16 protein-coding genes are annotated in these 22,931 nt (G+C 70.0%); 5 read left to right on the forward strand and 11 right to left on the reverse strand.

Translation table 11 applies throughout. The annotated features are described in order from the left end of the window. The first annotated feature begins 14 nt into the window (after window positions 1–14). Window positions 15–905 carry an MBL fold metallo-hydrolase gene (locus tag ACFVFQ_RS07115; protein ID WP_383410787.1) on the forward strand — a complete coding sequence of 297 codons (891 nt, stop codon included), beginning with the start codon at window positions 15–17 and terminating at the stop codon, window positions 903–905. 33 nt (window positions 906–938) lie between these two features. Here ACFVFQ_RS07115 and ACFVFQ_RS07120 read toward each other — a convergent pair whose 3' ends face one another. The 4 genes from ACFVFQ_RS07120 to ACFVFQ_RS07135 all read right to left on the reverse strand — a co-directional run bounded on the left by ACFVFQ_RS07120 (window position 939) and on the right by ACFVFQ_RS07135 (window position 7,101). Then, window positions 939–2,366 carry an MFS transporter gene (locus ACFVFQ_RS07120; protein ID WP_383410086.1) on the reverse strand — a complete coding sequence of 476 codons (1,428 nt, stop codon included), beginning with the start codon at window positions 2,364–2,366 and terminating at the stop codon, window positions 939–941. Window positions 2,367–2,779: 413 nt separating this feature from the next. Continuing rightward, a complete protein-coding gene (locus ACFVFQ_RS07125; RefSeq protein WP_383410088.1) occupies window positions 2,780–4,396 on the reverse strand; it encodes an MDR family MFS transporter in 1,617 nt (538 codons plus the stop codon). Window positions 4,397–4,487: 91 nt separating this feature from the next. Beyond that, window positions 4,488–5,699, reverse strand: a complete 1,212-nt coding sequence (locus tag ACFVFQ_RS07130) for a glycosyltransferase (protein ID WP_383410091.1) — start codon at window positions 5,697–5,699, stop codon at window positions 4,488–4,490. A gap of 103 nt (window positions 5,700–5,802) precedes the next feature. Continuing rightward, window positions 5,803–7,101: a UDP-glucose dehydrogenase family protein gene (locus ACFVFQ_RS07135; protein WP_383410094.1), complete on the reverse strand. Its 1,299-nt coding sequence runs from the start codon at window positions 7,099–7,101 to the stop codon at window positions 5,803–5,805. Between the two features lie 312 nt (window positions 7,102–7,413). Here ACFVFQ_RS07135 and ACFVFQ_RS07140 point away from each other — a divergent pair, with 312 nt between their 5' ends. Continuing rightward, complete coding sequence (locus ACFVFQ_RS07140) at window positions 7,414–8,100, forward strand: TetR family transcriptional regulator (protein ID WP_383410097.1); 687 nt, start codon at window positions 7,414–7,416, stop codon at window positions 8,098–8,100. A gap of 335 nt (window positions 8,101–8,435) precedes the next feature. Here the strand turns inward: ACFVFQ_RS07140 and ACFVFQ_RS07145 are convergent, their stop codons facing one another. Continuing rightward, window positions 8,436–9,029 carry a hypothetical protein gene (locus ACFVFQ_RS07145; RefSeq protein ID WP_383410100.1) on the reverse strand — a complete coding sequence of 198 codons (594 nt, stop codon included), beginning with the start codon at window positions 9,027–9,029 and terminating at the stop codon, window positions 8,436–8,438. A gap of 793 nt (window positions 9,030–9,822) precedes the next feature. Between ACFVFQ_RS07145 and ACFVFQ_RS07150 the strand changes: the two genes are divergently transcribed. Beyond that, the gene (locus ACFVFQ_RS07150; protein WP_383410103.1) at window positions 9,823–11,343 is read left to right on the forward strand and encodes a peptide MFS transporter; all 1,521 of its coding nucleotides are present in this window, start codon (window positions 9,823–9,825) and stop codon (window positions 11,341–11,343) included. Window positions 11,344–11,370: 27 nt separating this feature from the next. Here the strand turns inward: ACFVFQ_RS07150 and ACFVFQ_RS07155 are convergent, their stop codons facing one another. The 4 genes from ACFVFQ_RS07155 to ACFVFQ_RS07170 all read right to left on the reverse strand — a co-directional run bounded on the left by ACFVFQ_RS07155 (window position 11,371) and on the right by ACFVFQ_RS07170 (window position 17,361). After that, a complete protein-coding gene (locus ACFVFQ_RS07155) occupies window positions 11,371–12,726 on the reverse strand; it encodes a cytochrome P450 (protein WP_383410106.1) in 1,356 nt (451 codons plus the stop codon). Window positions 12,727–12,874: 148 nt separating this feature from the next. Continuing rightward, window positions 12,875–13,618: a SagB/ThcOx family dehydrogenase gene (locus tag ACFVFQ_RS07160; protein WP_383410109.1), complete on the reverse strand. Its 744-nt coding sequence runs from the start codon at window positions 13,616–13,618 to the stop codon at window positions 12,875–12,877. 1,062 nt (window positions 13,619–14,680) lie between these two features. Beyond that, complete coding sequence (locus ACFVFQ_RS07165; RefSeq protein ID WP_383410112.1) at window positions 14,681–15,736, reverse strand: cytochrome P450; 1,056 nt, start codon at window positions 15,734–15,736, stop codon at window positions 14,681–14,683. A 344-nt stretch (window positions 15,737–16,080) separates the two neighbouring features. Continuing rightward, entirely contained in the window at window positions 16,081–17,361 is a 1,281-nt protein-coding gene (locus ACFVFQ_RS07170; protein ID WP_383410115.1) for a pyroglutamyl peptidase, read from the reverse strand. Between the two features lie 690 nt (window positions 17,362–18,051). Between ACFVFQ_RS07170 and mgtA the strand changes: the two genes are divergently transcribed. Together mgtA and ACFVFQ_RS07180 are read left to right on the forward strand one after the other, a co-directional pair. Continuing rightward, the gene (gene mgtA / locus ACFVFQ_RS07175; protein ID WP_383410118.1) at window positions 18,052–20,790 is read left to right on the forward strand and encodes a magnesium-translocating P-type ATPase; all 2,739 of its coding nucleotides are present in this window, start codon (window positions 18,052–18,054) and stop codon (window positions 20,788–20,790) included. A 111-nt stretch (window positions 20,791–20,901) separates the two neighbouring features. Beyond that, window positions 20,902–21,708, forward strand: coding sequence for an MgtC/SapB family protein (locus ACFVFQ_RS07180; RefSeq protein ID WP_383410121.1), 807 nt, complete (start codon window positions 20,902–20,904; stop codon window positions 21,706–21,708). Window positions 21,709–21,744: 36 nt separating this feature from the next. Here ACFVFQ_RS07180 and ACFVFQ_RS07185 read toward each other — a convergent pair whose 3' ends face one another. Next, on the reverse strand, window positions 21,745–22,695 hold the full coding sequence (locus ACFVFQ_RS07185; protein ID WP_383410125.1) for an alpha/beta fold hydrolase: 951 nt from the start codon (window positions 22,693–22,695) through the stop codon (window positions 21,745–21,747). Continuing rightward, a complete protein-coding gene (locus ACFVFQ_RS07190; protein WP_383410128.1) occupies window positions 22,682–22,915 on the reverse strand; it encodes an acyl carrier protein in 234 nt (77 codons plus the stop codon). The genes ACFVFQ_RS07185 and ACFVFQ_RS07190 overlap by 14 nt, the downstream gene beginning before the upstream one ends. Window positions 22,916–22,931: the final 16 nt, after the last annotated feature.

Below are 22,931 nucleotides of genomic sequence, written 5' to 3' on the forward strand. Positions count from 1 at the left end.
CGATAGTCGTGACCATGCACACCATGGGCTACACCACAGTGGAATACGGCGCGGTCAGCGTGCTCGTCGGCGCCAACTCGGGTGCCTACCCGTACGGCAACTCGCTGCTCGTGCGCGGCACGGACCAGATACTGGTCGTCGATCCGTCGCTGTCGCTCGTCGGGGCCGCGCCGCCCGCCGACGTCGTCCTGGTCAGCCATGCCCACGAGGACCATGTCGCCGGTCTCGGCGGCTACCAGGTGCCGGTCCACGTCCACGAACGCGACCTCGACGGGCTGCGCGACCGCAGGGCCCTGGTCGCGGGGTACGGCCTGCCGTCCGACGTGGTCGACGCCTTCGACGAGAGCGTGCGGGACGAGTTCCATGTGCAGGGCCGCCCGGACGCGTTGGGGTTCGCGGACGGGACCGTGTTCGACCTCGGTGGACGCACCGTGACCGTCGTGCACCTCCCGGGCCACACCGCGGGCCACAGCGGTTTCCTGATCGAGCCGGACGGCTTCCTGTTCGTGGCGGACATCGACCTGACCTCGTTCGGTCCCTACTACGGCGATGTCGGCAGCAGCCTGGTGGACTTCGAGGCGTCGATGCGGCGGTGCCGGGAGATCGACGCGCGCTGGTACGGCACGTTCCACCAGAAGGGCGTGATCGAGGGGGCCGCGGAGTTCCGGCGCCGACTCGACGCCTACGTCGGCGTGGTGGAGAAGCGGGACGCGACGCTGCTGGCCTTCCTCGGTGAGCCGCGGACCGTCGAGGAGATCGTCGACCACCGGCTGGTCTACCGGCCCCATGTCGAGGGGGCGCACGTGCGGCCGGTGGAGCGGAGGACGGCGGTGCAGCACCTGGACCGCTTGCTGGGTGGCGGGTTGGTGGCGGAGGTGGAGCGGGGGCGGTTCCGCGCGGCGTAGACGACCCGCCCCGGCTCCGGGTTCCGCGCCGGTTCAGCCGGCGGGCTGCTCCGCCGGGAGGTGGTGCGGCGGGGTGAGGCGGATCAGGGCCGCCGAGGCCAGCGCGATGATGCCGCACATCCCCCACAGCAACAGGTAGGCGGTGAGCGAGGGTTGTTGCGTGGACTCGGTGAGCAGGCCGCTGAAGACCGCCGCCGCGGCGGCACCGGCGATGCTGCCGCCGGCCTCCTTGAGGTTGTAGTAGACGGCGGTCGAGGTCGCCGCCCGGTCGCGCGGGCTCCGCTCGCTGATGACGGTGGGGAGACCGCTGATCGCGAGGCCGACGCCGGCGTCCGAGATCATGTGGCCGGCGTACCACAGCGGCAGGACGGCGTGTCCCACCATCTTCACCCCGAATCCGGCGGCCAGGAGCAGGAAGGCGAGGGTGAGCATGGTGCGGTAGCCCAACCGTCTGCCGACCGCGGCGGACACGCCGGCGGTGCAGAAGCTGACGAGGGCCGGGACGGCGATCCACAGGCCGATCTGCCAGTGCGGTAGGCCGAAGCCGTACCCGGCCTTCTCGGGGACGGCGTCGAGGAAGGCGATGGTGACGCCCTGGCCGCCGAGGACCACGACGCCCGCGGCGAATCCGCAGGCGAAGGCCGGTGCGATGGCGCGGCTCGCCATCGCACGGACGTCGACGAGGGGTTGGGGGTTGCGCAGGGAGGCGCGCACCCACAGGCCGAGGGCGACCGGTGCGAGCAGCAGGCCGCCCACGACCTTCGGGGAGAGCCAACCCAGCGTGGTGCCCTGGGCAATGGAGCCGAGCAGCAGGGTGAGACCGAGGCCGAGCAGTACGGCGCCGGTCCAGTCCATCCGCCCGCTCGCCCGTCTTTCGGTCCGTGCGATGAGCGGGGTGAGGGCGAGTGCCAGGCAGGCGACGGCCAGTACGGCCAGGTTCCACAGGACCGTGCGCCCGCCGCCGGAGAGGGACGACAGCGGCCCGGCGGTGGCGGTGCCGGTGGTGGCTCCCAGGATGAGTGCGGCGGCGAGGAGGCTGACCGCGCGACGGCTGCCGGCGGTGTCGAGTTGGTCCCGTACCAGTCCGACGGAGAGCGGGAGCATGGAGCTGAGCGGTCCACACAGGACGCGGCCGGCGAGGAAGACCGGGAGCGTCGGCGCGAGGGCGCACAGCGCGGAGCCGAGGGTGATCGAGGCGAGCGCGACGCGCAGCATCAGGCGGTGGCCGTGCAGGTCTCCCAGGCGCCCGAAGACGGGCACGCAGACGGCGGCGGACAGGAACTGCGCCGCGGTGATCCACATCGCCTGAGCGGTGTCGGTGTGCAACGTGTCGCGGATGACCGGCAGGAGGGACAACACGCTGCCTTGGATGAACCCGTCGAGCAGGACGAAGACGAGGAGGGGGGCGATCAGGGCTGAGGGAAGGGACACGGACACCCGGCGGGCAACTACCGTGCTCATGGCACTCCAGGGGGATTCGCAACCGGCGGTGGTTGCGGACCGGTCCGCGCGGCTTCCAAGGCATTGCCAACGCCCGGGTGGTGAAACCCGGCGCGCCGACAACACCGCACTCCCGAGCGACACGATTGCGCTGTGTGAGTGCGCCGGTGCAGCGCCGGAGCGACGCCGTGCGGATCAGTAACGCCCCTGGATAGACAGGGTTTTGAAGATCAGCGGTGCCTGTGGTGCGGCCTCCTCGAAAAGCCCATCACACTCGTCGGTTTAACTCCCCGGCCCGGTGCCAAGCTGACTGTGATCGGGTGCGTACACCGCAACGCCTGTGTGCCGAACGCGGATTGGATGCACCCGTGCACAGGCAAACAACAGTCGCACCCGACCATCACCACCGGTGCCTGGTGTCGCCACCGGAGCCACTACTCGTCGGAGAGCGTGGAGTTCGGCACCCGCCAGAGCGCGAGCAGGAAGGCGGCCAGGGTCACCGCGGCGCCGGCGAGGAAGACGATGCGCATCGAGGCGACGTATCCCTGAAGGAAGGGCAGCGCCGCGCCGGGGTCGAGGGCGTGCAGGAACGCGGAGTCCTCCAGGTTGACACCGCCGCCGGGGCGCAGGACGCCCATCAGGGCGTGCGCGTTGTCGGGTTGGGACAGCAGGCGGCGAAAGCCCGGGTCGTGGCCGGCGGTGGCCAGGCGGTCGGTGATCTGGCCGGCGGCCGTGGCGAACAGCAGCGACAGGAACGCGGCGGTGCCGACCGTGCCGCCGTTGGACCGGAAGAAGTTGATCGTCGCCGTGGCCGAGCCCATCTCCGTGCGGGGTATCTCGGACTGCGAGAGGGCGGTGAGGTTCTGCATCGCCGCGCCGAGCCCCGCGCCCATCAGCGCCATGCCGACCATGGCGTGCCACAGCGGGCTGTCCACCCGCAGTGTGGCGAAGACCAGCAACGCGGCGGCCAACGAGGCGAATCCGGCCATGAGCGGGAGCTTGAAGCGGCCGGTGCGGGCGACCAGTCGGCCCACCAACAGCGTGACGACGAGGTTCGCGGCGACCGTGGGCAGGGTGGCCACGCCGGCGCCCATCGGGCTCATGCCGCGGACGAGTTGGAGGTAGAGCGGCAGGGTCGTCATCGCGCCGAACATGCCGATGCCGAAGACGAAGTTCAGCCCGACGCCGATGCGGAAGGTGCGGATGCGGAACAGGCGTTGCGGCAGCAGCGCGGCCTCGCCCATCCGCCGCTCCACCACGACGAACGCGACCAGGCCCACCGCACCGATCGCATAGGCCAGCAGTGCCTGGGGAGAGCCCCAGCCCCAGGCGCGGCCCTGCTCGGCGACGGTCAGCAGCGGCACCAGCCCGACGGCCAGGGTGAGCGCGCCGAGGTAGTCGAGCCGGTGCCGCACCCTGCGGTGGGGGAAGCGCAGCACGCGGACGAGGGCCACGGCGGCCGCGGCGGCGAGCGGCACGTTGATCAGGAAGATCCAGCGCCAGCCGTCGATGCCGAAGATGCTGGCCCGGTCCGCGAACGCGCCGCCCACCAGCGGGCCGACGATGCTGGCACCGCCGAACACCGCCATGAAGTAGCCCTGGTAGCGGCCGCGTTCGCGCGGGGTGGTGATGTCGGCGACGATGGTCATCGCCAGCGATATCAAGCCACCGCCGCCGAGGCCCTGCACGGCGCGGAACGCGGCGAGTTCGTAGATCGATCCGGCGGCCCCGCACAGCAGCGAGCCGACCGTGAACAGGCCGATCGCCACGAGGTAGACGGGCCGGCGGCCGTGGATGTCGGAGAGCTTGCCGTAGAGCGGGGTGGCGAGGGTGCCGGTGATGAGGTACGCGGTGGTCACCCACGCCTGGGCGGTCAGTCCGTGCAGGTCGTCGGCGATGGTCCGGAGGGCGGAGGCGACCACCGTCTGGTCCAGGGCCCCCAGGAACATGCTGAGGGCCAGCCCGGACATGACGGTGGTGATCTGCCGGTGGGTGAGCCGCGCGGGCGCGTCACCGGCCGTGCCCTGTTGTTGGGTCTCGGAGAAGGTCACGTGTCGTCCTCAAGGGTGGCGGGGGCGGAAACGGGAGAGCCGGGGCGGCGGGAGGTGACTCCCGTACCGCCCCGGCCCGGTGGCCGATCGGTCAGCCGGCGATCCCTTCGAGGTCGCCGACGGCGTGCTCGATCTCCGGCAGCGTCAGCATGGCGAGTCGGGCCGCCCGGGCCCGGGCCCGCGGTGCCGGGTCGGCGAGCAGCTCGCGACAGGCGGCGGCGATGCCGGCCGCGCTGCGGTCGGTGAGGTGGCGGCCCAGGCCCAGCGCCTCCACCCGGTCCGCGTTGCCGTGCTGGTCACCGAAGTGCGGCAGCACCGCCAGCGGCGTACCGGTGCGCATCGCCTCGCGGATGCTGTTGAAGCCGCCGTGGGTGATGAAGAGGTCGACGGACTCCAGCAGCAGCGGCTGCGGCACCCGCTCGACGACGCGGACGTGGGCCGGCACGCCCGCGGTGTCGACCGGAATCCCGGACGTCGAGACGACCACGGTGCAGTCCTCCAGCTCCGCCACCGCCCCGAGTATCAGGCCCAGGCTCTCGGTGGGGTCCGGGAACTCCATCGGCAGCGGCGCGCTGGGCTCGTCGGACTTGCGGTGGTGGAGCATCGGCAGGGCGGTGCCGATCGCGGCGTACACCAGGGGCCGGTCCGTGGGCAGTTCGGCGGCCCACTCGGGCAGCACCGCGCGGCGCTCGACGTCCACGGTCTGCCGGTAGGCCCACGACTTGGGCAGGTGCTGGGCGAAGGAGAAGGCGGACGGCACGTAGTCGACGCGGCCGTGCGGGACGATCGACAGCGGGTCCTCGTGCATGGTCAGGCCCAGCTCCGCACGCCGGTTGTTGAGCTCGGGGAGCACCTGGGCGGGGTCCATGATGTTGCTGAACCCGGAGGGCGTGGGAAGCTGCGGTACGCCCAGCGCCTCGGCGGTGAGTACCGCGGCCATGTCCATGCCGTCGCGCAGGATCACATCGGGGCGGAAGTCGCGGGCCAGGGGCAGCAGGATGTCCAGGGTCGGCTTGATGCTCTCCCCGGCCAGGGTCCGCTGCATCAGCCGGCCGAGCTCGGCCATCCGCTCGTTCATGTCGTCGATCTTCTGGAGCTCGGCGACGTACGGCCCCAGCCTGGCCATCGGGTCGAACTCCGGTAGCGCGGGGGTCACCTGAACGTCGTCGTCGGCGAAGACGGCGGCGAGGTCGTCGTTGGTGACCACCTGCACCTGGTGTCCGGCCTTGGCCAGGGCGCGCAGCAGGGGGAGTTGGGCCCGCCCGTGGGAGGGACTGCCGTGGGTGGTGCACAGAACTCGCATGTCAAAAACCTTCTCTCAGGGGGTTCTTCGGTGATTCCGGTAAGGGGAGCGGGGGGCCAGGGGCGTGGCGGGTGCGCCGCGGGGGCGCCGGTCGCCCCGCACGTCAGGCCACTCGCGCCGGCGCCCCCGCACGCCCGAGCCCCTGCCAGCTCAGCCCGGCCCGCGCGAGCCGGTCGGCGTCCAGCAGGTTGCGGAAGTCATGAACCTCGTGGCCGGCCATGCGGGCGCCGATCGCCGCCCAGTCCAGCTCGCGCAGCTCCGGCCACTCGGTGAGGACCACGCAGGCCGCGGCCCCCTCCGCGGCCCGCACCGGGTCGTCGACGAGGTCGACCAGATCGCTCAGGTCCGGCTGCTCCTCGCGCAACGCCGGGTCGTACGCGGTGAGTTCGGCGCCGCGCTCGCGCAGCAGTCGGGCGACGGCGAGCGCGGGCGAGTCCCGCAGGTCGGAGGTGCCGGCCTTGAAGGTCAGGCCGTACAGGGCGAGCCGCACGCCGTGCAGCGACCCGTCGGCGCGGCCGCAGGCGGCGGCGAGGCGCTCGACGAGCTGGCGCTGGTGGCTGACGTTGGTCTCGATGGTGGCGCTGAGCAGCGGGAAGTCGACGCCGGCCTGGTCACACGCGGTCAGCAGGGCGTGGGTGTCCTTGGGCAGGCAGGAGCCGCCCCAGCCGGGCCCCGGCCGCAGGAACGCGGAGCCGATCCGCGGGTCGCGCCCGATGCCCTCGGTGACGTCGTCGATGTCGGCGCCGAAGCGCTCGCAGACGGTGGCGAGGTTGTTGGCGAAGGACAGCTTCATCGCCAGGAAGAAGTTCGCCGCGTATTTGGTGAGTTCGGCGCTGGCGGGGTCGGTGAGCACCAGCGGCGCGTCCAGGTCGGCGTACAGATCGGCCACGCGCCGGCCGGCGTCCGGGTCGGCGGCGCCGATCACGATTCGGTCGGGGTGCTGGAAGTCGTGAACGGCGCGCCCCTCGCGCAGGAACTCGGGGTTGCTCACCACGGCCACGTCCGGCCGGCCGAGCAGCGCGGCGACCCGCTCGCTCGTACCGACCGGCACGGTCGACTTGTTGACCACGACGCAGCCGGACGGCAGCACCTCGCGGATCTGGTCGGCGACGGCCTCCACCGCGGCGAGGTCGGCCGCCCCGCCCGCACCCATGGGTGTGGGCAGGCACAGGAACACCACCTCGGCCGCGGTGACGGCGGCCGCGGTGTCCCCGGTGAATTCCAACCGCCCGGCGCTCAGGCCGTCTTGAACCGTCTCGGGAAGATCCGGCTCCAGGATGTCCACTTTGGCCTCGCGCAGCCGCGCGACCTTGTGCGGGTCGGCGTCGGCGCACACCACGTGGTGGCCGAGGGAGGCGAGGCAGGCGCCGGTGGTCAGTCCGACGTAACCGGTTCCGATCACGGCAACGCGTTGCGCAGGCACAGGAGATCACCACTTTCCGGTCATGGGGGTGCCCACCTGCGACGGCTGGCGGCGGTGCGCGCGGGCGCGTGCGGCCGCCGCGTCGTGCGGGCGGACCGGGAAACGGGCGCCGCGGTACCGCCTGACATGGCGAGCACTCAAGTCATCAATCGTTGAACTGACTTAGGTATGACATGTGGCGTGAACTCAAGTCAACGTTCGATGACATTCGGCCGGTGACTTTGAGACAGTCGCCGCAGCCGGGAATATGGGCGGTGGCGGAAGGGCCGCGGACGACGGAGGTGCGGTGACGTGACGGGAGTACAGAACAGCGAGGCGTCGAAGGAAGTGGTCCGCAGGCGCTCGGCCTCGGCCACGCGTACCGCGCTCAGGGCCGCCGCGGCCTTCCGCTTCGGCAAGTACGGCTACGAGGGCACCAGCGTGCGGGACATCGCCGGCGACGTGGGCGTGGACGCCGCCCTCGTCTACCGCTACTTCGGCTCGAAGGAGGCGCTGTTCAACGACGTGGCGTGCACCGGCAAGATGTTTGAGCCGCTGCTCCAGGAGCCGGTCGAAACGATCCCCGACTGGTTCTGCGCGATGTTGCTGGGCCAGCCGAAGGAGGGCGACTTCCCGCACCCGGTGCTGTCCGTGCTGCGGTCCTCGGGCCGCGACGAGGCGGTGGGGCGGCTGCGCGCCGATCTCACCGAGGTGTTCTCCAAGCGCCTGGCCGCCCGTCTCGGCGGCGCCGACGCCGACCTGCGCGCGGAACTCCTGTCGGCCTGGATGCTCGGCACCAGTCTGATGCGCACGGAGATCCGCTCCCCCGCCCTGACCTCGGTACCTGACGCCACCCTGGAGCGGTATCTCCGGGCCGGCATCGAGGTCTTGATGGCTCCGGCACCGCAGTGCGACGACCACGCATCGGCCGACACCGAGCACACCGACCGCGACCTCACCCTCCACTGCCCCGACAACTGCCCCATCCGCCGGGGCTGAACGGGACCGATCGCAACCGCCCGGGGCGCCCCGGGCGCCGCCCCGCGGCTCGCCACGATGTTCCCCAACGCGGCGCAATTCGGCCCCTGTTCACCGCGCACCCGCTCACCCTCCAGCGCTCGCTCGGCAGGGCTCGGCAGCCTGTCGACGCGCCCGACGCCTTCGCCACCACCGCCGTCCACGACCGCCCCAGCGGCATGCTCAACCTCAACGACGAGGGCTTCTCGGTGGCCGAATCCGATGCCTGCGTCAGTGGTTCCAAGCCGGCGTACTGGGCCGACGACGGTTCCCGACGGCCGCCCCGAGGTCGCCGACGCCCTAACTCCCCGCGGGCGTCAGCCCTTTCGGGGGGAGAAAGTGCCGACGGCGTAGCCTTGGGTCGTGCAGTCGGTGTTGTGGTAGCGGTCGACGAAGGTGCCGGTGAGGCCGGTGAACGCGTCGTACGGGTGGTCCAGGGGCAGGTCCTTACCCACCCTGAACCGCAACTGCACGTGAACAGACTCGCGGGGCCTCAGCGTCTTCGGGGCGGGGACGGTGCCGCCGGCGTCTCCATTGGCCTGGCGCAGCGTCTTCCAGGAGTGCTGCGCGGTGTCCCAGTACTGCAGGTCGCCGTACGGGCTCAGGTCGCGCTCACCCTCGTTGTAGACGTAACTGCCTAAATTGGCGCTGAGTTCGAACGACTTCAGCTCCTTCGTCGAGGCGTTGGTGAGCGTGGCGGTGTACGTCGTCCAGTCAGGGCCGAGAACGATCGACTTGGGCACGCCGAACGTGCGCCCCTCGAAGGTGTTGTCGTGCTCCTGGCCAAGATCGGAACACTTCGGGAGTTCCGCGGGAGGGGCCACCGCCTTGCCGGCGGGCGCGGCGGCCATCATCACGGGAAGCAGGGCGACCGTCGCGGCCGAGGTCGACAGTGCGCGGCGCAGTTTCATGAAGATCTCTTTCCTGGTTCTTAGGACCCTGGAGCCTTTACTGCCAGTGCCGTTGAGCCCTGAGGCCGTGAGGCCGTGGGTCCTTGGGTTGTCGGGTTCCCGGAGAGATGGTTGGCGTCACGCGGTGACGTCGGTGGCGCCCGGACCGTGCTCGGTCGCGCCAACCTGCCTGCTCGGTGCGGTGGTTGAGGGCCGCGTCGGCTTCGCGCCCACGCAGGACCGACCCGCACCATCCACATCACCGGCGCCCTCGCCTCCGCTCGTGCGCACAACTGTTTCCCTATCGAGGACCACGCGCACCGCGAAACGGTTGCACCCAGGCCGACTCCACCTTCGCCACGCCGGCAGCGGCCGCTCTCGCCCTCCCGATCACACCGACCCAAGGTCGAGCCGGCCACACCACCGACCTGGGCAAGATCCGTTTGAGGACCGCCCCGGCCACCGCCACAGTCACACCGTCACCACCTGCGATAACGCCCCACCCCAAGCGCACGCAAGATCGCCACCGCCGAATGTCAGGACTTTCGCCCTACTAATTCAGTCGAAAGTCACTTATGCGGGAATGGTTCGCTCTGTCAGCCTGCCAGTCAGCGATTCACCTGTGGGCCGGGCCCCGTACGCGAAGAGGCGTGCGGCGGCGTGGATCCCAACACGCACTGCCTTCCTCCTTGCTTCGTGCCGGTCCGGGGTGAAATATCCCCTGCGCGCAGGAGGGTCGTGCGTGCTGGCTCCGGCCAACCCCACCCGGGCGCGCACACGCACGCGGCGCGTCCCGAGCGAACAAGGAACACCGATGGCATCGACCCTGACGAAGGTCCCCGCCCCACACGGCGAGAAGACCTTCTTCGGCCATCCCCGCGGCCTGGCCACGCTGTTCATGACCGAGATGTGGGAGCGCTTCTCCTACTACGGCATGCGCGCCCTGCTCGTCCTCTACCTGGTCTCCGGTGGCGCCGACGCCGCGACCGGGAGCCAGGGCGGCGGCCTTGCGTACACGGCGGCGACCGCCACGGCCATCTACTCGGTCTACGTGGCGATGGTCTACCTCATGGCCATGCCCGGCGGCTGGATCGGCGACCGCGTCTGGGGCGCCCGCAAGACCGTGACCATCGCGAGCGTGGTGATCGTTGCCGGTCACCTGTGCCTGGCGGTTCCGACCTCAACCATGTTCTTCGTCGGTCTGGCCCTGGTCGCCATCGGTTCGGGCCTGCTCAAGGCCAACATCTCCACGATGGTCGGCCAGCTCTACAGCGATCCGAAGGACCCCCGCCGCGACGGCGGCTTCACGCTCTTCTACATGGGGATCAACCTCGGCGCCTTCGCCGCCCCCTTCGTCATCGGCGTTCTCGGGGAGACGGTCAACTGGCACCTCGGCTTCGGCCTGGCCGCGGTGGGCATGGCGCTCGGTGCGACCCAGTTCCTGATCGGTTCGCGCCATCTGAGCCAGGAGAGCAACCGGGTCCCCAACCCGCTCACGCCCAAGGAACGCAACGGCGTCCTCGTCAAGACCCTGGCGATCGCCGCTGCGGTTGCGGTGTGCTACCTCCTGGTGGGCCTCACCGGCGTCTTCCGACTGACCTTGAACTGGGTGCTCGTCCCCATCACCGTGGCCGGCCTGCTGATCCCCGTCGCGGTGCTGGCCCGGATCAAGCGCGACAAGGACCTCTCCAACGAAGAGCAGACCAAGATGACGGCGTTCATCTGGTTCTTCGTGGCCGCCGCGATCTTCTGGATGATCTTCGACCAGGGCGCGTCGACGCTGTCCCTGTTCGGCGACGCCAAGACCTCCCGGGACATCTTCGGCTGGGAGATGCCCAACACCCTGTTCCAGTCACTGAACCCGCTGTTCGTGATGGTGCTCGCCCCGGTCTTCGCCGCCCTGTGGCTGGCCCTGGCCCGCCGCAACCGCGAGCCCAGCACGATCGTCAAGTTCTCCGTCGCCCTGCTGGTGGCGGGCGCATCCTTCTTCGTGTTCCTCATCCCCATGGGAACGGCCACCGGCGGCACGAAGGTCACCCTGTGGTGGCTGGTGCTGATCTTCCTCATGCACACCGTGGCCGAACTGTGCCTGTCCCCCGTGGGGTTGTCCCTGACCACGAAGATGGCACCGGCCAAGTACGCCTCGCAGATGATGGGCGTCTTCTTCCTCGCTGTCACCGCCGGTGACAGCGTGACGGGCATGCTCGCCATCGCCGGCGTCGACCTCAACGGACGGGGCATGGTGGCCGTCGAGGCCATGGCCGCCGCGCTGGCCGCCTTCGCCATCTACGCGTCCCGGAAGAAGGTCCAGTCGCTCATGGGCGAAGTCCGTTAGATCTGCCTGGGGTTCCGCCCGCGCACGCTACGTCGGAGGCGTGAGGCGTAGGGGCAGGCTGAGGAGGCGCCAGGCGCCTGGTTGCCGGCGGCGCTTTTGGGTCTTGAGCTCGCCGGGGGCGACGGCCAGGCAGAGATCCGGGTAACGCCGCAGCAGGCGGCCGAGGGCCACCTCGCACTCCTGGCCGGCGAGCGGGGCACCCGGGCAGTAGTGGGGACCGTGGCCGAAGGCGACGTGGTCTTCGGTGCTCTGCCGGGTCAGGTCGAGGTGTTCGGGGTCGTCGTAGTGGCGTGGGTCGTGGTTCGCGGAGACGAGGACGGGCTGGACGGCCTCTCCCTGGCGGATCAGGGTGCCGGCCAGCTCAACGTCCTCGGTCGCGTACCGCAGTTGAGTCATCTGGACCGAACCGCACCGGCGGGCCAGTTCGTGCACGGCGCGCGGCAGTCGTTCCCAGTCCTGCCGGAGCAGTCGCAGCTGGTCGGGGTGGGTGAGCAGGGCGACGACGCTGTGGCCGATGAGATGGGCGGTGGTCTCGTGCCCGGCGAGCACCAGCGTCATGACGAGAGTGACCATCTCGGTGGTGCTCAGCCGGCTGCCGTCGTCGTCCTGGGCCTGGGTGAGTGCACTGAGCAGGTCGTCCTGCGGGTGCGTGCGGCGCTGGGCGATCAGGTCGTGGATGTGGTCGACCATGGCCGGGAAGGACGCCCCGATCCGGTGGGGTTCCAGCGACGCCAGGTCGGAGCCGAAGGCCCGCCAGCGCGGCCGGTCCGCCTCGGGGACGCCCACCAGTTCGCAGATGACCGTGATGGGCAGCGGGTAGGCGAAGTGGTCGATGAGGTCGACCACTCCGTTCTCGTCGGCGTGCCCGGGCAGTTCGTCGAGCAGTTCGTCCGTGATCTCCTCAACGCGTGGGCGCAGACTGGGGATTCGGCGGGCGGCGAAGGCCCGGGCGAACAGGCGGCGCAGGCGGGTGTGGTCGGGCGGATCGCTGGTGAGCAGGGACTCCAGGATGTGCACGCTGTACTCCTCGGGGATGCCGAGGAGTTTCATGAGCTCGTCGCGCCGGTCCTGGCGGGCGTGGCCGGGGATCGAGTACGGATTGTTGACGAAACGCGGGTCGCGCAGGACGGCGCGCACGTCATCGAAGCGGGTCACGAGCCAGATGGGGGTGTCGTCCATGAAGCGCGCGCGCAGGACGGGGGCTTGCTCGCGGAGTCGACCGTAGCCGCCGAAGGGGTCGGCGAGGAGTTCCGGATCCATCACGTAGGGCTCGCCGGTGTGCTTCCCGACGAGTTCCCGCAGCGAGGGCGGGAGGTCTCCGGCGGAAGCCGGGGCGTCGCCCGCCGTGGGGGGCGTGGAGCCGCCGGGCGTGGTCGTCGTCATGGTGCGTACTCCTGTTGGCTGGCTGGGCGGGAGGCCGACCGCGGCGGGCGCGGCACTGCCCGTCGCGAGAGCACGAGCAGGAACCGGCGCCGCTGCTCTTGGCCCGCCTTCGCCGGGGTCGGTTGGCGGTTTTTCCCGGTGCGTGCGGTCAACGTGCCTCGTGGCCCGGCGCCGTGCTCAGTGCGGTGTGCGCGAAGGCGGTGAGTCCGGCCGGTGGCGGCTCGTTGGGGCCGTGCTGGAGGGGATGGCCGGCCGCCAGGACGTACAGCGGTGTGCAGCCCACGTTGTCGAGCCCGCAACGTTCGGCGACGAGGGCGTCCTTGAAGGCCCCCGTCTGCGCCGGTCCCAGCCCCAGGGCCGTGGCGGTCAGGGCGAAGGTCTGGCCGAGATGCCCGGCGTTGAGGAGGCAGACGCGATAGCAGCGCGGCGTGTGGTACTTCGCGGTCATCCGCTCCAGCCTCGCGGCGAGGACGACCAGGAAGGCGGCCTCACCGACCCAGTCCTGGTCGGCGCACAGCTGCGCCGCCTCGGCGCGGGTGAGGCCCTCGGTGCGCCGTTCCAGGCAGTGTTCCAGCGCGTTGTAGTGGTACCAACCCGGCGTCACACCCGTCACGTTGATCACGCCGAGGTAGGCGTCGAGTTCCTGCCGGGAGCCGCCGGCGGGGCTGGTGCGGCGGTAGAGGGCACCGTGACCGCTGTCGATGTAGTCCACGGGCCCGAAGACCGTGGACAACAACGTGGCCAGCACCGCCGGCGAGACCGACTCACCGGCGAAGTCCCGGTGGGTCCGCCGCCCGTAAAGAACGCGGTCGAACGGCACGGACAGGTCGGCTCGTGGGCGGGGCAGGGGCAGCCGCGGCGCGTCCGGGTAGCCGGTGAACAGGGGCGGCATGTCGGCCCGGTCCGGCAACAGGGAGGGGTGTGGGCGGACGACAGGCCAGGCTGCGTCCGCCCACACAAGGTCACTTCGCGGTGCTGTCGCACTTGAAGATGTAGTACCCAGCACGGCGGTCCTTCCGGACAGCCACCTGCGCCTTCATCGCAATCTTCCGCATCACTCGTCACCTCCTTCCGGTCTGTGTCTCCCGCACACTCTGCCCGCCCAGACCGCACCAATCCACTTAACTCGGAGCAGATCGCAAGAACAGGTGATTAGGCGGATCAAGTACGCGGTTCACGCCCCCGGAGTGCGCCGAAGCGCCCCACGGCCTGCACAGCGCGGGCCCCGGCCTGGCCTCGGTGCGCCGGACGTTGCGTGCGCCGCTCCGTGCCGCCCTGGTCACCGTTACGGTCAACTCGCTGACGGCCCGCCCTCCCCCGATTGACAGCCCGCTCCGCCGACCTGGGAGCATCCGGGCCCACCGCTCGGCCGATCGGCGGGCAGGGGGCGCCCACGGTGAACGCGGCGTGGGACGAGGGGAGCTGACAGGGCGTCTGACGGTGCCGAAGCGGCGGCAGGCAGGGACCACGGACCAGTCCGGGGGACCAGCCCCGGGCAGCAGATCCAGGATGGCGCTCGACCGTGGCAGACGACACGGGTTGACAAGCCCTTCAGCCCCTCGGCGGGCGGGTGCACTTGCGACGCGGTCCCCCAACTCCCGCCGAGTGCATGCACGTTACGCCCAACACAGACATCGTAGCCGGTCGGGCGGATGACTGCGACAGGATGGCGAAGCTCCCCTGCGCCCGAAAACCCCCTGGCGGACGCGGAGTTGACCGGCAGCCTGACAGGCCGCATCGGGAATCTGCCGCAGCGCCGCCGTGCGGGAGGCCGTCGACAGCCGTCGACGAAGGAAGGCAGGCGGTGTATGTGGCCGGGAAGGGAGACGGTCCGCACGCCGTTGGTCACGGAATGCGGACCGCCATGGACGATCGGGACTACTAGAGCCAGACGTCCGGCACCCAGTAACTGGCGGGCTGGTTCCTGAAGATGCGTCGGATGGCAGCGATCATGTCATTCACCTCCCTTCATGAGCGTGGGCCTGACGGGGGTCTTGAGGGTGCGCCGGAGGGCGAAGGGCCGGGGAAGGACGGAGCCGGACACCAGGGGCCGGGCATCGCCGCCACTGACGGTCAGGTGCGCGTCCTGGGCCAGCGCGGTGACCGCCTCGGTGATCAGACTGTGGGCAACGGCCGCACCGGCGCAGGTGAACGGACCAGCGCTGAAGGGCAGATAAGGGCCCTGCCCACCTGGCTCGTTCCAGCGCTCGGGCCGAAACAGCTCGGGCCGGTCCCAGCGGCGCGCGTCGTGGTGCAGCAGGTAGGGGCTGACCGACAGAATCGTGCCCGGCGCGAACGACAGGCCCCCGAATTCGAGAGCGTGCGGGACGGGCCGGCCGACCATCCAGACGAACGGACGGTGGCGTCCGGCCTCGCGCACCAGCGACTCCGTGGCCCACGGCCAAGGCGGGCCGGGCGGATGGTGCAGGCAGGCCAGCAGGAGCGACCACGCCACCGCGTAGCCGATGTTGCCCACGATCGACTGGAACAACAGCACGTACAGGTCCGTCACGGTCCGGTCGGTGGTCCCCTCGGGGCAGGCTCCGAGCACCGCGTCCAGTACATCCCTCGGCTCGCCCGCTCCGGAGCCCTCGGCCCGGCGGTTCCGCACGTGTTCGGTGATCGCGGTCATCAGCCCGGGGCGCAGCATCTCCACCCGCGCCCGCTGCCACATGTGGGGTTGACGGGCGGTCACTCCGCCCGCCACGGCCTTCGCCATCAGCCGCCGTAACGCCGGCGGCGCGTCGGGGTGCAGCAACGCGTCCGCCGTGCACCGGTACACCAGCGACGGCCCCGCACCGGGCCACTGACTGACCGGGTCCAGCCCGGCCACCGCCTCGGCCAGGCACTGGCGGTAGGCGGGCAGGTGCGCCCGCATCACGTTCCGGACGGCGCGGCCGACGGCGATCTGGGCGGACCGCGAGGGCAGCATGTCCCCGAAGAACGTGGAGACGCCAGCGTGAAAGACCGGGTCGTGCAGCACCGTGAGCGCAAGTCCGGTGTCCCTCACACACCAGGCACCCCACGGAAGCCGGAACACCTCCGTCGGGCTCCGGCGAGCGCGGTCCTCGATGTACCCGAGCGGATCACGCCGGAACCGGCGCATCTCCCCCACGCTCACGCACGCCTCCACAGGGCCGAAGAGCCATCGGTCGGGCCATCCGCTCTCGCCGCTGACACCGCGGACTTGCCCATCCGACCTTGCTTCCATGCTGCAGGGGCGGGACTTCACCTGTAAAGGCGCAGTCCCGCCCCCCTCCGAACCGGCCGCCGCGCTCGGCGAGTTGCTCCGTCAGGCTCGGCCGGTACGCGCTACCCATCGGGTCAGCCATCTGAACGCCGGCGCGTACGCGGTCACTTCAGCGCCGCACTCTCCGCATTCGCCGCATTTTCCGCATTCGCCGCCACCGTCAGAATCGCGCGGAGCTGCGCGACGATGTCCAGCCGGTTCTGCACGAACTGCGGGTCCGTGATCGTGCCGGTCGCCGGATCGGTGTTGCCAGCGCCGAACTGGAGCACCGGTGTGTGCAGGTGCCCGCCTGGCAGCCTGTCGTGCAGGCCCAGTCGGTCGCGCAGCAGGGTCGCGCGGTAGGCGATCTCGTTGGAGAGGTAGTTGCCGCCGCCGCCCTCACGGGCCGTGGAGCCCGGGGTGGGGCCGTCGGGGCGTACGACGGGTTCGGTGCTCCCGGCCGGGATCTCTGTGACCTCGGTGTGGTCGTAGCCCGGGAACCGGCCGGTGCGCGCGGTCACCATCGCCTTGTAGGGAAGGGTGGTTGACGTCCACTGCGGCTGTGCGGCCGGGGTGGCGACCGGGACGGTCCCGGTGCTGCTGATGTTGTCGTTGTCGGGGTAGCCCCCGCGCCAGGCCCCGTTCGTCCGCTCGACGTCGAAGCGGCCCACCCGGCCCTGGCTGACCGTCGTGTACAGGTCGACCTTCGGCAGGTACGGCGCCAGCGTCCGCTCCACCGTCCCCTTGGCGAAGTCCTGCCAGCGCACCGGGAACGTGACGGCCTCGATGCGGGCCGGACCGGAGTTGGTCTGGATCACCGTCCCGTCAAGAGCGAGTGCGGCGGCCCCGGACGGGTTGGAGATCCTGCTGTCCTTGTCCAGCGTGAACGGGTCGAAGCCGGTGACGAGAATGCGCTTGATGCCCGTGGCGCGCGACGGGTAGCGGATATCGGTCTGGCCGCGGGAGGTCCGCTCCAACTGGTCCAGCAGGGCGGAGCGTTGCGTGTCGCTGAGCCCGAAACCCGGCTCCCACGTGCGCACGGCCCGCGTCATCCCGAGCCGCGCCCAGTACAGCGGTCGGTCATCGTCCCGGCCGAGGTCGCCGCTCGCGGAGCCCCGCCCCTGCGCCCAGTCGACGGCGCGCCGCCACAGCGCCGTACCGTCCCGTACGACGAGGCCGCGGGCCCGCTCGAAGGCGTGCGCCCGGGCCAGGTCGTGGACGAAGTCCGAGGCCACGGAGTCGAATCCGGAGCGTCGCAGTATCTGCTGCGGCGCCGCCCTGTCGAGGCGCCGTTCCTCGGCGGTCGGGGTCGAAGCACCCTGAGCCGTCGCCGCGGTCGTGGGTACCGCCAACCCCGCCAGCAGGACCATACCGAGGATGCCGATCCGAACACGTAGGGAATTCAAGGGACTTGGGGACCTTCCGTCGCTGTGGGGGCGCGCACACTGTCGGACCGCTGCAGTATCGCGTGACGGAGGTGGTCTACGCCATGGGTACGACGGAGCCGATGAGCGCGCCCGCGAAGCTTGAACGAGATTTATCCGTCGAGCGCGAAGTCGAGGGCGAACGAGATCCGAAGATCCAAAAACGGCAATTTACCTCCCGTTAACACTCCGCCTTGACGCTCCGCAAACCTATGGCATGCTTAACGGCGAAAGGTGCCGTGCAGGCCCGCGCTTCTGCGCGGTTTTTCTGTGCACTCCGCGGCGTGGACGCCGTGCGGCACCGGCGCTGTTCCGTACGAGCGAGGAGGTGATCGGGATGACCAGTCGGAGTCCCGAGGGAAGTCCTCGCTTCAGCGTGCTCTCTTGCTGATCGTTCTCTGATCTGATCCCCGGCGCCCTTGGCGCTTGGCGCTGTCGCGCGTATTTCCCCTTTCCTGGCCGGCCCTCTTCTTCGCCGGCCCGGCCTTTTGCGATGCGTATTTCGCAGGGCTCTTCTCATTCCTTTAGGCGACCGGGCTTCCATACTTTCGTCCCGCCTTTCCGGGACTTTCGGCCCACCCGCCTCTCCATTCGACTTTCCGCGTAAACGGTTCGGCCGCGCTGCCGTGACGCCGCTCCGCCCTGCCGTCATGCCCGGAGAGAGGTTCCGCCATGACCAACACCACCCTCACCCCGACCAAGCTGGCCCCGCCGGGCCGCAACCGCCGTGACCGCAAGGCCGCCGAGTTGGAGGCGCGCACCCGCACCGTCGGCGAGCGCCTGGTCGGCTTCAGCTCCTCGCCCGCGACGCAGGTGCTGCGCAACACCGACGCCACCGAGCACGGCCTGCGGCAGGACGAGGCCGCCGAGCGCCTGGAGCGCTTCGGTGCCAACGCCGTCGCCCAGGAGCGTGCACCGCGCTTCTTCGTCCAGCTCGCCAAGGCGTTCTGGAACCCCTTCATCCTGGTCCTCGTCGCGCTCGACGCCGTCATGGCCTGGCAGTGGCTGCAGGCCCCGGCCGACGAGCCCTTCGACCCGGGCATCGCCATCCTCGGCACGATGGTGCTGGTCAGCGGCGTGCTGCGGTTCTGGCAGGAGTACCGTTCGGGCCGCTCGGCCGCCGCCTTGCGGGCGCTGGTCACCACCACCACGGCCGTGCAGCGCCGCGCCGGCGACGGCTCCGAGCCGCGCACCGTAGAGATCCCGATGGAGCAGGTCGTCCCCGGCGACATCGTGCGACTGGCCGCCGGCGACCTGGTCCCCGCCGACCTGCGGCTGCTGACCGCCAAGGACCTGATGGTCAGCCAGGCCGCGCTGTCCGGCGAGTCGCTGCCCGTCGCCAAGGCGGACACCCGTAACCGTGACGACGGCCAGCACACCACCACCGACCCGGTCGAGGCCGACAACCTGTGCCTGATGGGCACCTCGGTCACCTCCGGCAGCGCCACCGGCGTCGTCGTCGCCACCGGTGCGGACACCTACTTCGGTTCGATGGCCGGCTCGCTCGTCGGCGAGCGCCCGCAGACCAGCTTCGACGCCGGTGTGAAGAAGGTCAGCTTCCTGCTGATCCGCTTCATGCTCGTCATGGTCCCCATCGTCCTGGCGATCAACGGGTTCACCAAGGGCGACTGGGTCGAGGCGTTCAGCTTCTCGATCGCCGTCGCGGTCGGGCTCACCCCCGAGATGCTGCCGATGGTGGTCACCACCAACCTCGCGCGCGGCGCCGTCACGATGGCCAAGCGCAAGGTCGTCGTCAAGCGCCTCAACGCCATCCAGAACCTCGGTGCCATGGACGTGCTGTGCACCGACAAGACCGGCACCCTCACCGAGGACCGCATCGTCCTCGACCGCTACCTGGACGTCCACGGCCAGCAGGACATGGAGGTCCTGGAGTACGCCTACCTCAACAGCCACTTCCAGACCGGTCTGCGCAACCTGATGGACCAGGCAGTCATCGACCGGGTGCTCGAAGCCGAGGAGGTTGTCGTCGACGCCCGCTTCACGATGGTCGACGAGATCCCCTTCGACTTCGCGCGCCGCCGGATGTCGGTGGTCCTGCGCCGCAACGACCTCACCGACCAGACGGGCGCCGGCGAGCACATCGTCATCACCAAGGGAGCCGTCGAGGAAGTCCTCGCGCTGTGCACGCACATGACGGACGGCGGCGAGCGGGTCGAGCTCACCGACGAGCTGCGCCGCACCGTCACCCGCACCGCCGAGGATCACAACCGACAGGGCCTGCGCGTACTGGCCGTCGCCACCCGCACGTTGGCCGCCGAGCGCCAGACCTACACCGTCGCGGACGAGGACGAGCTGACGCTGATCGGCTTCCTCGCCTTCCTCGACCCGCCCAAGCAGGACGCTGCCCAGGCACTGCGCGCGCTGTCCGACAACGGCGTGACCGTCAAGGTCGTCACCGGCGACAACGAACTCGTCGCCGCCCGCGTCTGTGCGGACGTCGGCATCGACGTCGGCCACGTCATCACCGGCTCGGTGATCGACGCCCTGGACGACACCGAACTGCGCCAACTGGTCCGCGCCACCACGGTGTTCGCCAAGACCAACCCGGTGCAGAAGGCCCGCATCGTCCGCGCCCTCCAGGCCGAGGGGCACACCGTCGGCTTCCTCGGCGACGGCATCAACGACGCCGCGGCCCTGCGCGAGTCCGACGTCGGCATCTCCGTCGACACCGCCGTCGACATCGCCAAGGAGTCCGCCGACATCATCCTGCTGGAGAAGGACCTCACCGTCCTCGAACAGGGCGTGCTCCAGGGGCGCCAGACCTTCGGCAACACCATCAAGTACATCAAGATGACGGCCTCCTCGAACTTCGGGAACGTCTTCTCCGTACTGGTCGCCTCCGCCTTCATCCCCTTCCAGCCGATGCTGGCCATACAACTGCTCGTCCAGAACCTCGCCTACGACATCTCCCAACTGGCCACTCCCTGGGACCGGATGGACAAGGAGTACCTGCGCAAGCCGCGCACCTGGGACGCCAAGGGTATCGGCCGCTTCATGCTCGTCCTGGGACCGACCAGCTCGATCTTCGACATCACCACCTTCCTGCTGATGTGGCACGTCTTCGGTGCCAACAGCGAGGCACACCAGTCGCTCTTCCAGTCCGGTTGGTTCGTCGAGGGCCTGCTGACCCAGACCCTGGTCGTGCACATGCTGCGCACCCGCAAGATCCCGTTCGTGCAGTCCCGCGCCACCGCGCCCGTGCTGCTGATGACCGCGCTGGTCATGGCCGTCGGCATCGCGATCCCGTTCTCGCCGCTCGCCACCGCGCTGGGCCTGCAGGCCCTGCCGATGGGCTACTTCCCGTGGCTGGTCGGGACCCTGCTGGCGTACTGCCTGCTCACCCACGGCGTGAAGACCTGGTACATCCGCCGGTTCAACAGCTGGCTGTAACAGCTCCGTTGGCTCCGTTGGCCACAAGACGAAGCGGCTGACGAAGCGCGGCTGACAACAACACCACAACCCAACACACAACAAACGCACACAAGACGAAGAGGGTGGATCATGGCCGTGCTCAACGAATGGCACATGGCGGCCAACATCGCGGCCGGCCTGGGCTTCGGCGCGATCATCGGCCTGGAGCGCCAGTGGCGGGCCCGCATGGCGGGCCTGCGGACCAACGCGCTGGTCGCCGGCGGATCCGCCCTCTTCGTCCTCCTCTCCCAGTACGGCTTCCAGGCAGCGACCAGCACCACCGGCTACGACGGCTCACGGGTGGCCGCACAGATCGTCTCCGGCATCGGCTTCCTCGGCGCCGGCGTCATCATGCGCGACGGACTGAGCGTGCGCGGCCTGAACACCGCCGCCACCCTCTGGTGCTCCGCCGCCGTCGGCGCCCTCGCCGGCACCGGCCTGTACATCGTCGCCGCCCTGGGCACCGTGGGCGTCGTCGGCGCCAACATCCTCCTGCGACCGCTGGCACGCGGAATGGACCGCGGAACACGCGCCGGCGCCGGCGCCGAAGTAGCCGCCGACTACCACTTCGAAGTGATCTGCACCGAACCCGAGGAAGCCCACGTCCGCACCCTCGTCGTCCAGGCCGTCACCCGCCCCGGCTTCCTCCTCCGCTCCGTCCGCAGCGAAGACGCCGAAACGACGGGCAAAGTGATCGTCACGGCCGAAGTCACCACCGAACGCCGCGACGACAGCCTCCTCGAAGAGGGCGTCAGCCGCCTCTCCCTGGAGCCCGCGGTCTCGGCCGTGAGCTGGACGGTACTCAACGAGCCCGACGACGACCCGGACAACGCCGACAACCGCACGCCCGGGCCACACCGTCGACGCCGGGTACGCAACCTGCTCACCGGCCGATGACCGGCAGCACCCGGCTTAGGGCCGGCCGGCTCCGCCTCAGGGCCCGCTGCGCTCAATGGCGCTGCAGTACTCCGGTGTTTGGGACAGCTCGTCGGTGAAGAAGCGGCGCAGCAGGTCGATGCACTCGTTGCGGCGCTCGAACGGGGCGAGGTGGCCGCTGTCGCGGATGGTGGTGAAGCGAGCATCGGCGAAGGACTCGGCCAGGGAGCGGATGTCGTCCGGCGGCGCCATGGTGTCGCCGGCGCCGGTGAACAGCAGGGTGGGGGTGGTAAGTCGGGTTTCGCCCACCGGACTTGTCGTCCACAAACCGTGGTGTTCGTTTGCGTACAGGAGGCGTTCGAGGTTGGCGAGGTACTGCTTCACCTTGGGCACCGGCATGGCGTTGAACTGGCGGCGGACGAGCATGTCGAGGGCCGCCGATCCGGCGGTGCGGGAGTTGTCGGGGGTGCGGGTGATGGCTTCGACCGCGCGGTGGGCGATGGCGTCCCAGTCACCCTCCTTGAGGAGTTGGGCCACCTCCTCGACTTGGTTGTGGAGCTGTTCGGGATCGGACTTGCCCAGCCCGGCCAGGGCGAGCCGTGCCACCTGGTCCGGGTAGTCGCACGCCAGTTGGTAGCCGATCAGCGAGCCGTAGGAGTGGCCGAGTACGTTCACCGAGGGCATGGCCATGGTGCGCAGGGCGTGCCGCACGGCCGTGGCGAGGAAGTCGAGGCCGTGGTGGACCGGGAGTGGGTCGGCGTCGCCGAAGCCGGGGACTTCGATGACCACCGTGGTGGCCCAGGCGCCGATGTCCATCTCGTGCAGCCGCCAGGTGTCCTTGCTCTGGAGGACGCCACCGATGATCAGCAGGGGTTCGGTCCGCGCCTGGGGGCATCGGTTTACCCGGGCGGTGTACCGGTGGCCCTGGTAGGCGAAGTCAACGATCTGAACTTCCGCGTCCGCCTGAAGTCCGGTTGCCGCAGCGGCAGTTGCGTCAGGCGGAGGCATGGGGTTTCCGTTCGGCCGCCCGCATGAGTTCCTCCAGGGTGCCTGCCGCGAGCACATCGTCGAGCTCCATGTCGATCCCGTGGTTCTTCTGCAGGATGAGGGAGAGTTCGAGCATGAACAGGGAGTCCAGGCCCAGCGTTCGCATCGAGGCATCGGGCCGGATCAGTTCCGGCTTGACCTTGAACTTGTCGGTGAGAATGCATCTGAGGATCTCGTACATGGCATTTCCTGGCTTC

The sequence above is a fragment of the Streptomyces sp. NPDC057743 genome, assembly GCF_042798755.1.
In the GTDB taxonomy this organism is placed as follows: Bacteria; Actinomycetota; Actinomycetes; order Streptomycetales; family Streptomycetaceae; genus Streptomyces.

What these genes read in the sequence shown, in the direction of transcription:
- ACFVFQ_RS07115 (WP_383410787.1), top strand. Translation starts at nt 15, where the DNA reads ATGCACACCATGGGCTACACCACAGTGGAATACGGCGCGGTCAGCGTG.
- ACFVFQ_RS07120 (WP_383410086.1), bottom strand. Translation starts at nt 2,366, where the DNA reads ATGAGCACGGTAGTTGCCCGCCGGGTGTCCGTGTCCCTTCCCTCAGCC.
- ACFVFQ_RS07130 (WP_383410091.1), bottom strand. Translation starts at nt 5,699, where the DNA reads ATGCGAGTTCTGTGCACCACCCACGGCAGTCCCTCCCACGGGCGGGCC.
- ACFVFQ_RS07145 (WP_383410100.1), bottom strand. Translation starts at nt 9,029, where the DNA reads ATGAAACTGCGCCGCGCACTGTCGACCTCGGCCGCGACGGTCGCCCTG.
- ACFVFQ_RS07150 (WP_383410103.1), top strand. Translation starts at nt 9,823, where the DNA reads ATGGCATCGACCCTGACGAAGGTCCCCGCCCCACACGGCGAGAAGACC.
- ACFVFQ_RS07155 (WP_383410106.1), bottom strand. Translation starts at nt 12,726, where the DNA reads ATGACGACGACCACGCCCGGCGGCTCCACGCCCCCCACGGCGGGCGAC.
- ACFVFQ_RS07160 (WP_383410109.1), bottom strand. Translation starts at nt 13,618, where the DNA reads ATGCCGCCCCTGTTCACCGGCTACCCGGACGCGCCGCGGCTGCCCCTG.
- mgtA (WP_383410118.1), top strand. Translation starts at nt 18,052, where the DNA reads ATGACCAACACCACCCTCACCCCGACCAAGCTGGCCCCGCCGGGCCGC.
- ACFVFQ_RS07180 (WP_383410121.1), top strand. Translation starts at nt 20,902, where the DNA reads ATGGCCGTGCTCAACGAATGGCACATGGCGGCCAACATCGCGGCCGGC.
- ACFVFQ_RS07185 (WP_383410125.1), bottom strand. Translation starts at nt 22,695, where the DNA reads ATGCCTCCGCCTGACGCAACTGCCGCTGCGGCAACCGGACTTCAGGCG.
- ACFVFQ_RS07190 (WP_383410128.1), bottom strand. Translation starts at nt 22,915, where the DNA reads ATGTACGAGATCCTCAGATGCATTCTCACCGACAAGTTCAAGGTCAAG.